The following is a 13191-nucleotide window of genomic DNA, read 5'->3' on the forward strand; positions in this document are numbered from 1 at the left end:
ATGGAAAATGTAGCAAAATGCACTTTAGGTAATTTAATGTACCTGAAAATTGTGAGCTTTTAAGTGTATTGAAATATACCCTGCGAAGCGTATGTAGTAATTGCTTGTAGTGTTAATATCTATTTAAACTGAATTGAGTAGTTAAAAAAAATGTAAAAGCGTTGAATGCCTAGAGGAATAGTTAATTTCTCTGCTGGATTACAGTTAGAATGGATTTAAGCATTTAACTGTTAAAATGAGTATTACCATAGTGAATATAACTGCTCCTTTCGCCAATGCCCAAGCTGCACAGTGCGTGGTCATGGTGCCGCCCATTAACTTCGGGTATAACGAACAAACCGGTCGAGATAATGCCTTTCAGAAACCGTTAACTATTTCCAAAGAACGGATCAGCAAGCGCGCGTTAGTTGAATTTGAAAAAATGATTGGGAAAATTCGGCAGGCTGGGGCGTATGTCATAAAGCTTAATCCACCTGCGAATGGGTTGCTGACGCCAGACGCCGTCTTCCCAAACAATTGGTTTATGACCAATAACCACGGTGATTTATTTATTTTCCCGATGTTGACAGAAAATCGTCAACGAGAAATTCAATTTGATGCACTTTCGGTCGTGCTTTCTCACGCTCAAAAAAGCATTCGACAGGTTTCCACCATTGGCAATGGTATTGATAAAAATAGGGTACTTGAGGGTACTGGGGCTATGGTGCTTGATAGAGCAAACTCTCGTATTTATGCCGCTCTTTCTGAGAGGTGCAATCCCGATATGCTGCAGGATTTTGCCAATATTGCCGGTTTTTCAGAAGTCATCACCTTTGATACTTTGGGAATGGATGGCAAACCTATATATCACACCAATGTAGTTATGAGTATCGGAGAATGCATTGCTGTTATCTGCAGTGAGTGCATTCCTGACTCTGAGCAACGAGAAGAGGTTTTGGCGAAACTCTCCGAGCATCACACCGTAATCGATATAAATAAAGAACAAATGAACAAATTTTGCGGTAATACCTTGCAACTGAAAAATCTGCGAGGAGAGCGATTGTGGGTTATGTCTCAGACTGCGTGGGATAATTTTAAGCCTCAACAACGGCAGTTATTTCAATCGGATGGTATACCGCTGGTATGTGAAATTCCTACTATTGAATCTGTCGGTGGAGGCAGTTGTCGTTGTATGTTGGCTGAAGTGTTTCTGCCCGGCAAAGCGCTTTAACTTGATTCTATCAACTGAAGGGAACTGTTATGCATCATGAACAAAAAAAGAAACTCGATCGGATTGATATTCGAATTATAAACATTTTGAAGAAAGAGGGACGCATTAACATTACTGATCTGGCGAGGGAAATTAATTTGACACCGACTCCTTGCAACGAACGTGTTAAGCGTCTTGAGCAAGAGGGGATTATTGATCATTTTTCCGTAGTGTTGGATCCCGCGCGTCTGGGATTGACTATTTGTGTTTGGATAATGATACGCCTTGATCAATCAAGTATGGCTGTGTTTTCAGAATTTGGTCAAACGGTCAAAGATTTTGATGAAATTGAAGAGTGTTTCTTAATGACTGGTGATTTTGACGTCATGATGAAAGTCCGTGTTAAAGACATGGAAGCATATCAACATTTCATGCGTACAAAGCTGCCAAATTTACCGGGCATTATTCAAACGAAGAGTCAGGTAGTAATTGAAGAGGTGAAGAAGAGCACTGGACCAAATATTTCAGAAACTTATCTTCGGACGCAGTGAGGGGCAATTAATGTTAAAGGTTATAAAGAATGCACAATTGTTTAGTCCTCATCCTGAAGGGAAAAAAGACCTATTACTTTGTCATAACAAGATAGCGGCTGTTGCAAATGACTGCACCATCTCTTCGTCCATTGGTGATATCGAAGTGATTGATGTCGCTGGAAAAATAGTTTGTCCCGGACTGGTCGATAATCACGTTATAGTACAAGGTGGTGGTGGTGAAAGCGGTTACTTATCTCGGACTCCCGAATTGGATCTCGAAGACGCGATACAAGGTGGTGTGACCAGCATGATTGGGGTTCGAGGCACCGATGGTATGGCCCGAGATCTAAGCAATATGTTGGCCAAGGTAAAAGCTATCAATGAGTTTGGTATTTCTTGTTGGATGTTAACCGGGTCTTATCAAATGCCGGTGAGAACCCTAACTCAGAGCGTTAGTGAAGACATAATGTTCATTCAAGAAGTGATAGGAGTGGGTGAAATTGCTATTTCAGATCACCGTTCTTCACTGCCATCCCAATCAGAAGTTGCAAGCATGATCGCAGAATGCCGGGTCGCTGGGATGCTGAGTGGCAAAGCGGGTGCCGTCAAGTTTCATTTAGGCGACGCACCAGAAGGTATCGAAATGTTGCAGAGTATTCTAAAGGACACCCCCCTTCCACCGGAACACTACCTTCCGACTCACATGAACCGAAATTCCAAATTATTCGCACAAGGTAAGCAGTTTGCGTCAAGTGGTGGTTTTCTTGATTTTACCACTAGTTCTACGCCAATGTATCAGAAACAAGGATCAATTATGGCTAGCGAAGCGCTGGCCATTTGTTTGCGTGATGAGGTGCCTGTTTCACAAATCACATTTTCATCTGATGGTCAGGGAAGTTTGCCTGCATTTGACGAAGACGGCCGCTTATTAGGCCTAACATGGGCAACACCAAGAACATTGTTATCTGAAATTCAATCGTCCGTATTGGAATATAAAATCTCACTTGAGTTGGCGTTATCTGTTGCAACAAGTAACCCGGCGTCCCTTTATAAACTCCAAGGCAAAGGATCTATTGAGTTGGGTAATGATGCTGACCTGATTGTGCTTGAGCCAGACACCTTGACTTTGACTGATATGTTCAGTGGCGGCAGACAGATGTTGGCCGCTCAAAAAGTCATAGTGAACATGCCATTTCGTGAGGTGCAATAATGCTTAATTCCAAGTCTGAAATAGCAGGTTCGGTGCCTGTCGACAATTGTATAAAATTGCGTGAAGCAACGCTTTTTCAGTCAATATCTCCATTTATTATCGTTATTGCGTTACTCATCGTTGGGTATGGGATATTAGGGATCCGTATTGAGATTTTGTTGCTACTGGCATCGGCCTGGGCTGGAGGGGTCGCACGACGGGTCGGTTTAAATTATCAGGAAATGCAAGAGGGTATTAATAACGGCTTATATCAATCAATGACGGCATTGTTGATTGTCGTCATTGTAGGGGCGATGGTGGCCAGTTGGATAGCTAGCGGCACCATTCCAATGCTGGTGTATTATGGAATGCAGTTTATATCACCATCACTATTTTATATATCCAGCTGTTTGATTTGCAGTCTCGTTGCATTAGTTACCGGAACTTCTTGGGGCGCGGCAGGCACAATGGGGGTGGCATTGATGGGAATTGCAAGCGGGATCAACGCTGATCTTGCAATTACTGCTGGTGCCATAATTTCGGGTGCTTATTTTGGTGACAAGCTTTCTCCGTTTTCTGATACAACTAATCTTGCACCGGCCGCCACAAAAGCAAATTTATACGATCACATCGGTCATATGCTGTGGACTACAATACCCGCTTATTTAGCGGCATTGGTCATTTATTTGATGTTGGGTTTGCAATTAGCTGAAGTTTCTGATCCGCAGGGGTTTGAACGATTGGGAGAGGCTATAAAGGCCAACTTTGAGATTGCAGGTTGGTCAGCGGTGTTTTTACTGTTACCTGCAGTGATAACATTGGGAGGAGCATTGCTAAAGTATCCTGTAATTCCAGCCATGTTGCTCTCCTGTGTCGTTGCAGTTTTTCTCGCTGCTTGGTTGCAAAATCCACCCTATGAATATACTCACAGCTTACTGAATGAAAATAACTGGCGATATCAATTACAGCAATTGTTGTGGCCTATTATTTACCCCCTTCAGGCCATGGTCTTTGGCTTCCAGGTTGATACTGGGTTACCTGCTTTAGACAGCCTGTTGAACCGGGGCGGTATGCAATCCACGATGGATACTATGCTAATTGCACTTTGTGCCTTTGCGTTCGCTGGAATCGTTCAGAAAGCCAATCTATTGGAAAGATTGTTGGAACTGTTACTTAAATTCGCAACTACTACCGGAAAGTTGATTTTTTCCAGTAGCCTCGCTACGGCAACAATTGCCGTTTGCACCGGAAATTCTTACCTCTCAATTTTACTCACAGGGCAGCTTTTCGCAAAAACTTTTAAACAGAATGGGTTAGCAGCAAAAAATCTATCTCGAACTACCGAGGATAGTGGGACGGTGCTGGTTCCACTAGTGCCATGGAGCATTGCTGGAGTCTATATGTCAGGGATTTTGGGGGTGTCAGTACTCGACTACGCGCCATGGGCAATTCTGTGTTATGGCAGCATTTTGGTCGCTTGGTTCTATGGATTTACTGGTTTTTGTATCGCGCCTTTGCGGCAAGAGGATGAGACAGTTCCCGGAAGTTAAGCTGTTAGCAAGGACAAGTTGAATAGAACACATTTTTTGAAAGTAACGTTTATGGCAGGTAGCCCAAGCGGCAATGATAGCAAATAAAAGAAGGTACAGAATAATGAATAAAAACACCGCGGCTTATATGGCCAAGAAGATAATTCCTTTTCACATGTTAATGTATTGCTTTGCGTTTAGCTTACATGCAATGCCAGAAAATCTGGCTGAACTGAAAAAACCGGTAAGCAATGAAGCACTGTATGAACTAATCGAATCGGTAAAAGATAACGAACATGTTACCGTTACAACAGAAGGTTATTCAGTAAAAAATAATCCACTACTTTTGATACGAATGCATCACTCGGATTCTCCACGCTGGCGAGTATTCTTTTTTGCACAACAGCATGGCAACGAGACTTCGGGAAAAGATGCACTTGCTTATTTGATACGGGATTATGCACAGCACCCTGAAAAGCTTCCTAAAGATGTGGACTTGTACATCTTACCTTTAGTAAATCCTGATGGCGCATCAGATTATTCAAGGCGCAATGCAAATCACTCAGATCTTAATCGAGATCATCTTTTGTTAACTCAACCCGAAACGCAATTTTTGCATCAACTGGGGCGTCGTATAATGCCGCATATAGTAGTTGATGGGCATGAATTTAAGAGAGATACAGGGGATTATACGGCAAATGGGTGGCGTGAATGGCCTGTGATTATGATGGGGACCGCTAATAGTCCTCTATACAGCGATGAACTTTATAATATCGGTGTGCGATGGATTGAAGATGTCGGTGTTACGATGGCGGTCAATGAGCACAATTATGAACGGTATTTTCTGGCTTATTACCCGCCAAATGGCGAACTTCGCTATAGCACTATGGAATCAGATGATGCTCGAAATAGCTTCGGTGTTTTTTATCATGCCTTGTCTTTTATTATTGAATCCGGTGTTTATCGAACAACAGAGAATCCTTTTGCTGACATTGCAGAGCGAACACTGGCTTATTATCGCATATACGAGCAATTCATTCATGATGCTAGACATCGCGAAAGCGATTTAAGAGCAATTGAAGCGGCGAGGAGCGGGAAACCGAAGAACTTTACTCCGACTAACTATTTCTGGGCAACAGAGCCGGGAATAACCAAAACATCTAAGGCGGTAGAAATTGAAACTGGAAAAACAGTAGAGTTTGTTGCTCCAAACTTTATGACACGTCGAACAGTGAAAAAATATGTAGCGACTGCCGAAGCTTATGCTATTCCTACTTCTAAAGTGTCATTAATGGTGCCACTACTTGATAAGCATGGTCTTGATTACGAGATTTTGGCTCGGGAAATGGTCTTTGACGCTGAGAAATGTCGACTTGAGCGAATTGAAAATGAAACCGATTCTGTATATCAACGGTATGGAGGTCGTCAAATTGTAAACTGTGAGCGCTCCACTGAAACAGTTTTACCGAAGGGGAGCTTACTGATTAGTACTCAGCATAATAGAGGAAATCAAGTCATTGCTTTATTGGAACCTCAAATGCTGTATGGGTTATTGCGATATCCTCAATATCAACCGCTGCTGGATGATGACAGCTCTATCAATATCTATCGAGTAATGGATTAAGCCATAACGAATTACTCGTTATCAAAAAAAGCTTGCGACTAACCATTTTCCTGGGGTTCCGAGAAATGGGTCCCCTTGGTTTTGCCAGCAAAGAGTGAAATCGTTCATAGCGAACAGTCCTTGCTGCTTTTGCAGGCTGAAAATCGTATGCATGCACAAAATGCCATTTTGTTGTGGCTTTTAGCAAAAAACTAAATTTTGAGGAGATTTAATATGTCAGAGCAGAATGTCAAAAAAGTGGTATTGGCCTATTCAGGTGGACTGGATACATCGGCCATTATTCCCTGGTTAAAAGAAAACTACGATTGCGAAGTTGTAGCCTTTGCCGCTGATGTGGGGCAGGGTGATGAAGAACTAGTAGGCCTGCATGAAAAGGCCATCGCTTCCGGTGCCAGCGAATGCTATATCGTGGATTTAAAAGAAGAGTTTGTTAAAGACTATATCTTTCCCACTTTGCAAACCGGTGCGGTGTACGAAGGTGAATATTTGTTAGGAACTTCCATGGCCAGACCTGTGATTGCCAAAGCTCAGGTGGAAATTGCCAGAAAAGTGGGTGCAGATGCCTTGTGTCATGGCTGTACCGGGAAAGGCAATGACCAGGTGCGGTTTGAAGGCGCGTTTTCAGCACTAGCACCGGACCTGAAAGTGATTGCCCCCTGGCGGGAGTGGGATATGGTTTCCAGAGAAGACTTACTGGACTATCTGGCCACCCGCAATATCCCGACTACTGCTTCTGCTACCAAGATTTACAGTCGTGACGCCAATGCCTGGCATATTTCTCACGAGGGCGGTGAATTAGAAGATCCCTGGAACGAACCCAGCAAACAGGTTTGGACCATGACTGTGGACCCGGAAGATGCACCGGATGCGCCTGAAACAGTGCAACTGAGCTTTGAGCAGGGTATGCTGACCAAGGTTAACAACGAACCCTTATCACCTCATGATGCCCTGGTTAAACTCAACCAGATTGGTGCCGCCCATGGTGTAGGGCGCATAGATATCGTTGAAAACCGGTTGGTGGGCATGAAGTCCAGAGGATGTTACGAAACCCCTGGAGGTACTTTGATTTACAAAGCTTACAAGGCCATCGAAAGCCTGGTTTTGGACAAGCATTCTTTAAAACACAGAGAAAGCCTGGGACTAGAGTTTTCTCATGTTTTGTATGATGGTCGTTGGTTTACACCACTGTGTCAGTCGCTGTTAGCAGGGGCAAAAGTGTTTGCAGAGCAAATCAGTGGTGAAGCCGTAATTAAATTATACAAGGGCAATGCCACAGTGATCCAAAAAGCCTCGGTGAATAGCTTATATTCTGAGGATTTTGCGACCTTTGGTGCGGATGATGTTTACGATCAAAAACACGCCGAAGGCTTTATTCGGTTGTATAGCCTGGCGAGCAGAATTAAAGCCATGCAAGACAAGCAAAAAGGTTAATTGAGAGGCAAATTATGGCGTTATGGGGCGGAAGGTTTAAACAACAACCTAGTGAATTGTTCAAGAAGTTCAATGATTCTTTACCCGTGGACTATCGTCTTGTAGAGCAAGATATTCAGGGTTCCATCAGTTGGTCAAAAGCGTTGCAGCAGGTAAGCGTATTGACGGATATCGAGCAGCAACAATTGCAGAATGCCTTGCAGGAACTGGCTGTTGAAGTACAGCAAGATCCGCAGCAAATTTTGCAATCTGATGCCGAGGACATCCATAGCTGGGTTGAGCAAAAGCTCATTGCCGCTGTCGGTGATTTGGGCAAAAAGCTGCATACCGGCCGTAGCCGAAACGATCAGGTGGCTACGGATCTGAAACTCTGGTGTAAGGCCAAAGGCGAAGAATTGTCTCTGGCACTGGTGAGTTTTCAGCAGGCTCTGATTGACCTGGCACGACGGGAAAAAGCCACAGTCTTGCCTGGTTACACCCATTTGCAACGTGCGCAGCCGGTTACTTTTGGGCACTGGTGCCTGGCTTATGTGGAAATGTTTGACCGGGATATTGGCCGTCTTAACGACGCCCTGTATCGCGCCGATACCTCACCCCTAGGGTCCGGCGCTCTGGCAGGCACAGCCTATCCGATTGATCGTCATGCATTAGCGTCTGATTTGGGCTTTCGCAGGCCGACATTAAACAGCCTGGATGCGGTATCCGACAGAGATCACGTCATCGAGCTAATGTCCTGTGCCAGCATCAGCATGATGCACCTGTCGCGCTTTGCTGAAGATTTGATTTTTTATAACAGCGGTGAAGCCGGATTTGTGGAACTGAGTGATCAGGTCACGTCAGGCTCCTCGCTGATGCCGCAAAAGAAAAACCCGGACGCGCTGGAGTTAATTCGGGGGAAAACAGGCCGGGTCTGTGGCTCGCTTACCGCTATGCTCACCACCATGAAAGCCCTGCCTTTAGCCTACAACAAGGACATGCAGGAAGATAAGGAAGGCTTGTTTGACGCCATGGACACCTGGCAAATCTGTTTGCAAATGGGCGTGCTGGTGGCCGAAGGGATTAAAGTTAACAGCGCGGCAACGCTTGCGGCAGCAAAGCAAGGGTATGCCAATGCTACCGAACTGGCTGATTATTTGGTCAGTAAAGAAATTCCCTTCCGGGAAGCACACCACATTGTGGGTGAAGTGGTGTTAAACGCCATCTCCGGGGGTAAGGCGCTGGAAGATTTTACTCTGTCTGAATTGCAGGCCTATTCTTCGGAAATTGGCCAAGATGTTTATCAGTATCTGACCATTGAGTCTTGCCTTGATAAACGTCAGGTATTGGGAGGAACTTCTCGCGAGCAGGTGGAGCAGGCATTGGATTTATCAGTTTCAACCTGGCCATAATGTAACAACTACAAGTTTTTTAATTCAATAGTCTAGCTTTTTAGCCTTATATAAATTTATATAAGGCTATTAAATTTACTTCACTTTTAATAATCGAACTTATGTATCGAATATAACGCCTGAGCCTGCTGCCAGATTTCTCCGGGAATGCCGCTGTTAATCAACGTATCATCCACCTGAATTACCGGCATAAGTTCTTTCGAAGAACTGGTAAGCCATACTTCATCGGCATTTAATACATCCGTTTTACTGATTTGTGCCTCTGAGACGCGATATTCGCTGCGCATTCTTAAAATGTCTAAAATCAGCTGCCGGGTAATACCGGGCAACAGGGCCGTGCTCAGTGGTGGAGTGACGATATGACGATTTTTTACAATAAATACGTTGGATGAACTGGCTTCGGTCAAATAGTCAGACTGGTCAAACAGCAGAGTTTCATTGGCACTGTGTTCAACACCCTGCTGATAATGCATTACATTGCCCAGTAGAGACGTTGACTTAATATGACAGCGTTGCCAGCGTCTGTCCGTGGTGGTGATAACCTTCGCCGTTCTGGCATTGTTGATATCAGCCACTGGCGCAGCGGGGATTTCAAAAGTAAAGGCAAACACCGTGGGGCTTATTCCCTGGGGATAAGCGTGACTGCGTTTGGTGTCGGCTCCCCGACTTACCTGAATATAAATTCCCAGGTTACCTGAGCTATTTAAGGACAACAGCTTTTCGCACAATGTACGCCAATCCTGGAGTTGGGTGGACAACAGAATCTTCAGCTCTTTCAGGCCGTTATTGAGACGATTGATATGAGGTTCAAACCCTACCATTTTCCCATTGTAGGATGGGATAACTTCGTATACCCCATCGCCAAATAAAAAGCCGCGATCCATAGGGGAGATTTTTGCTTGCTCAGCAGGTAGGAATTCCCCATTTAAGTACACCTGATTCATGGTTTTCTGTTTCCGGAAAAGAAAATTAAGTTAATTCGATTCTATTGCGCTACTGATTGCCAGTCTTTGTAGTGGGTCATTCAGTGTAGCGTTGCATCGTCGTGTTGTTGAATTTGGCCCGGGCAAAATGAAGCTGATTGTGCGCTTCTTCGATTGTGATGGGGGTAAATTCAACCGTAGCACCTGCCGTGGTTTGCATTAGTTTGCTTAAGTCTAATGATAATACACTGCCTATTTTGGGGTAACCCCCAATTGTTTGTCGATCTTTGCCCAGAACTATGGGCTGTCCGTCGGCTGGTATCTGTACCGCGCCCAGGGCGATACCTTCCGATAACATGGTGCGGGTAGGAAACTCAATTGCCGGGCCTGTCAATCGATAGCCCATTCTGTCGGCCAGTTGGCTTACGGTGTAGCGATTAACGAAAAAACGTGCCTTTTGCAGCCTGTCAAAACGGTCGTATTGATAGCCCTTTATTAATCGCAATTGCAAATTTTTTGAGTAATCCGGGATATCTTCACGGTAAAGTCCCAACAGTGGCTGATTTTGGGTGGCAAACCTGTTCAATATCTGGTTTGCTTTTAACGGTTTTCCGTCAATGCCTCCAATACCTTCGCGTACGACCGTGGCGGCGCTGTTAAGTTGTGGTGTCACACTGAATCCGCCTCCCACCGCCAGGTAGAGTCGACAACCGGCTGAGGCAAAGTCGATGCTAAGTTTATCGCCCCTGGCCACATTGTGACTGCGCCACTGGGAAATTTCTGCATTATTTAAACTCACGTTGCAGTGAGCACCGGTAATACTTATCTGGCAATCTTGCAACGATTCCAGATGTAATCCGCCCATGGTTATTTCAAGGGTGGCACTATTGGCAGGATTGCCCAGTAATTTATTCGCCCACAAAAAGGCGTGTTCATCGGCGGGGCCGCCTGTGCTCAGGCCCAGTTTTGCCTGCCCAAAACGACCTGCATCCTGAATTAAGCTCAGCATCCCGGCATCGAGAATTTTAAAAGCCTGAAGAGCTTCAGATGTCATGCAGTTCGCCTCCCTGTGCTAAATACTCGGCTTTGTCTATCGGCTTAAAACATACCCTATCTCCGACATTAAATGGCATGGCTGGGGTCTGCGATAAATCAAACAAAGGGGTAGGGCAAAGACCTATGATATTCCAGCCGCCAGGGCTTTGTGACGGATATACTGCGGTTTGTTGATCGGCGATGGCTACCGCACCTTTCGGTACCTTTTTGCGTGGGGTTTGTAACCGTGGTGCAGCAATCATTGGGTCCACTTCACCCAGGTAAGCAAAACCCGGCGCAAAACCTATGGAGTACACCTGGTATTCTTTAGCACTGTGGCGTTTAATCACTTCATCCACTGAGATATTTTTGTCGTTGGCAATCGTAAGCAGTTCCGGCCCTGATTCTTCTGCATAATACACCGGCAGGGTCACCAGTTTACCCTGAGTCTGTTGAAACTGTGTTTGCCGCGCAGTGCAACAGGCGTTTTCAATTACCCCGGCAACAAGAAAATGATCGGTGTTCAGGGCGTTGTAAATGACCAATAGGGAATTAAAAGATGGTACAAGGTCCAGGATATCACACCCAAGCTCTTTGCTAATGATGTGTTGTACGGCAGTGATCTGAGCGGAAACCGCTTTATCGGGTGTTGACGCAAAATACACTATCAGCGCGTTTTCTGATGCTGCAACAATTTTGGGGTAGTCAGTCTGGTTGGTCATTTTTGACTGCATAGCTGTTTGAGGCGTTTTATCAGGTTTATCGATTCCGGGTTATCCCCATGCACGCAAAGCGTATCGGCCTGAATTGCCAGATTGTCACCGGTATTTGTTGTGACTGTGCCTTCTTGCACCAGCTGTTCAACCTGTTCGATGATTTGTTGTTCATTGAGCACGGCACCGGGCTGACTGCGGCTTAGCAAGTGTCCGTTATTGTCATAACGACGGTCGGCAAAGGCTTCGAAAAGCAGTTCGATGCCCAGTGTCTTTGCTTGCGCTGAATGTAGTCCGGCTTGCTGAGTCGCCAGCAGCATCAGCTTTAATGGCGTTGGATATCTGGCCACGGCCTCCATAACGGTGGTGAGTATTTGTGGTTCCGCCATCATTTGGTTATACAAGGCGCCATGGGGTTTAACATAACTGAGCTGTTGCTGTTGTGCTCTGGCCATGCCTTCCAGTGCGGCAATCTGGTAATGCAGTAAATTAATCAATTCGTTTGCAGCGATATGCATGGTTCTGCGGCCAAATCCCGCTAAATCAGGATAGCCTGGATGAGCGCCAATTTCGGTTTTGCATTCACCTGTGTGTTTTAATGTGGCCGCCATTACGTTGGCATCACCAGCGTGAAAACCACAGGCAATATTGGCCATATCAATATGAGGGATCACCGCGTGATCCATGCCCATTTGCCAGGCGCCAAAGCTTTCGCCTAAGTCGCAGTTAAGTTTAATCATGGGAATTTTAAGCCTATTGCAAAGTCACTATTTTTCAGGTCAGTTACTAACATACAACCTGGACTATGGGTAATGCAAAGTTCAGGTTTAGCATTCATGATGGCCAGTTGAGGTGTTACACCACAGGCCCAGAATAAGGGGACTTCATCGTCGTGAATTGTAACCGCGTCGCCAAAGTCTGGTTGGCTCAAATCTTTAATGCCAATTAAAGATGGATCGCCAAAGTGTACCGGCGCACCATGTACTGACGGATAACGGCTGCATATCTGGATGGCCCGGATAGCGTCAGCTGCTTTCATAGGCCTCATGCTGACCACCATATTGCCGCTAAATCGCCCGGCGGACTTGCAGGGGATGTTGGTTTTATACATGGGGACATTTTTCTGTTCTGAGATGTTTCGCACTTCAATCCCTTCGCTGAGCAAAGCTTCTTCAAAGGAAAACGAACAACCTAACAGAAAAGCCACAAAATCCTCTTGCCAGATACTGCTAATATCCGGCACCTGCTCACTGAATTTACCATTTTTAAATATCTGATAGGCAGGGAAGTCAGTGCGAATATCAATATTATTGCCAGCCTGCTCTACCCGAAAGTCGCCGGGAAACTGACTGGTAGCAATGATGGGGCAGGGTCTGGGATTTAGTTGGCAGAATTGCCTAAATTCATCCGCCAGCTGGTTAGGTAAAATCACCAGGTTACATTGAACATAGCCCTTCGCCAAACCGGACGTATGGGCGCGGTAATCACCTTTTCGGATGGCCTGGCGTATCTCTTGTGGTGTCGATTGTGCTGTTAACATAGTGATTGTGATTCTTCTTTAATAGTGGTGATTTAACCGCAAATGGGAATACCAGGGAATAGACTGAACTAAAAAAACTGAGTCATGACGTCAAAGC

The 13191-nt window shown here is 45.2% G+C and carries 12 protein-coding genes; 7 read left to right on the forward strand and 5 right to left on the reverse strand.

What is annotated here, in order from left to right; all coding sequences use genetic code 11:
• The first annotated feature begins 235 nt into the window (after positions 1–235).
• The 7 genes from AC0J20_RS05905 to argH all read left to right on the forward strand — a co-directional run bounded on the left by AC0J20_RS05905 (position 236) and on the right by argH (position 8883).
• Complete coding sequence (locus tag AC0J20_RS05905; protein ID WP_473020985.1) at positions 236–1210, forward strand: arginine deiminase-related protein; 975 nt, start codon at positions 236–238, stop codon at positions 1208–1210.
• A 29-nt stretch (positions 1211–1239) separates the two neighbouring features.
• On the forward strand, positions 1240–1740 hold the full coding sequence (locus tag AC0J20_RS05910; RefSeq protein ID WP_473020986.1) for an Lrp/AsnC family transcriptional regulator: 501 nt from the start codon (positions 1240–1242) through the stop codon (positions 1738–1740).
• Between the two features lie 10 nt (positions 1741–1750).
• Entirely contained in the window at positions 1751–2932 is a 1182-nt protein-coding gene (gene iadA / locus AC0J20_RS05915) for a beta-aspartyl-peptidase (protein ID WP_473020987.1), read from the forward strand.
• A complete protein-coding gene (gene nhaC, locus AC0J20_RS05920; protein ID WP_473020988.1) occupies positions 2932–4461 on the forward strand; it encodes a Na+/H+ antiporter NhaC in 1530 nt (509 codons plus the stop codon). The genes iadA and nhaC overlap by 1 nt, the downstream gene beginning before the upstream one ends.
• A gap of 103 nt (positions 4462–4564) precedes the next feature.
• On the forward strand, positions 4565–6064 hold the full coding sequence (locus tag AC0J20_RS05925) for a M14 family zinc carboxypeptidase (protein WP_473020989.1): 1500 nt from the start codon (positions 4565–4567) through the stop codon (positions 6062–6064).
• A 213-nt stretch (positions 6065–6277) separates the two neighbouring features.
• A complete protein-coding gene (locus AC0J20_RS05930) occupies positions 6278–7495 on the forward strand; it encodes an argininosuccinate synthase (protein ID WP_473020990.1) in 1218 nt (405 codons plus the stop codon).
• A gap of 14 nt (positions 7496–7509) precedes the next feature.
• Entirely contained in the window at positions 7510–8883 is a 1374-nt protein-coding gene (gene argH / locus AC0J20_RS05935) for an argininosuccinate lyase (RefSeq protein WP_473020991.1), read from the forward strand.
• Between the two features lie 86 nt (positions 8884–8969).
• Here the strand turns inward: argH and AC0J20_RS05940 are convergent, their stop codons facing one another.
• From AC0J20_RS05940 to AC0J20_RS05960, 5 genes are all read right to left on the reverse strand, one after another.
• Positions 8970–9827, reverse strand: a complete 858-nt coding sequence (locus AC0J20_RS05940) for a D-amino acid aminotransferase (protein ID WP_473020992.1) — start codon at positions 9825–9827, stop codon at positions 8970–8972.
• Between the two features lie 76 nt (positions 9828–9903).
• A complete protein-coding gene (locus AC0J20_RS05945) occupies positions 9904–10860 on the reverse strand; it encodes a 5-oxoprolinase subunit C family protein (RefSeq protein ID WP_473020993.1) in 957 nt (318 codons plus the stop codon).
• Positions 10850–11563, reverse strand: a complete 714-nt coding sequence (locus tag AC0J20_RS05950) for a 5-oxoprolinase subunit B family protein (protein ID WP_473020994.1) — start codon at positions 11561–11563, stop codon at positions 10850–10852. Before AC0J20_RS05950 ends, AC0J20_RS05945 begins: the two co-directional genes overlap by 11 nt.
• Positions 11560–12291 (reverse strand): 5-oxoprolinase subunit PxpA, encoded by a 732-nt coding sequence (locus tag AC0J20_RS05955; RefSeq protein ID WP_473021063.1) that lies wholly within the window; start codon positions 12289–12291, stop codon positions 11560–11562. The genes AC0J20_RS05950 and AC0J20_RS05955 overlap by 4 nt, the downstream gene beginning before the upstream one ends.
• The gene (locus AC0J20_RS05960; RefSeq protein ID WP_473020995.1) at positions 12291–13094 is read right to left on the reverse strand and encodes a putative hydro-lyase; all 804 of its coding nucleotides are present in this window, start codon (positions 13092–13094) and stop codon (positions 12291–12293) included. The genes AC0J20_RS05955 and AC0J20_RS05960 overlap by 1 nt, the downstream gene beginning before the upstream one ends.
• Positions 13095–13191 lie beyond the last annotated feature (97 nt).

This window comes from Planctobacterium sp. R6, from assembly GCF_055755215.1.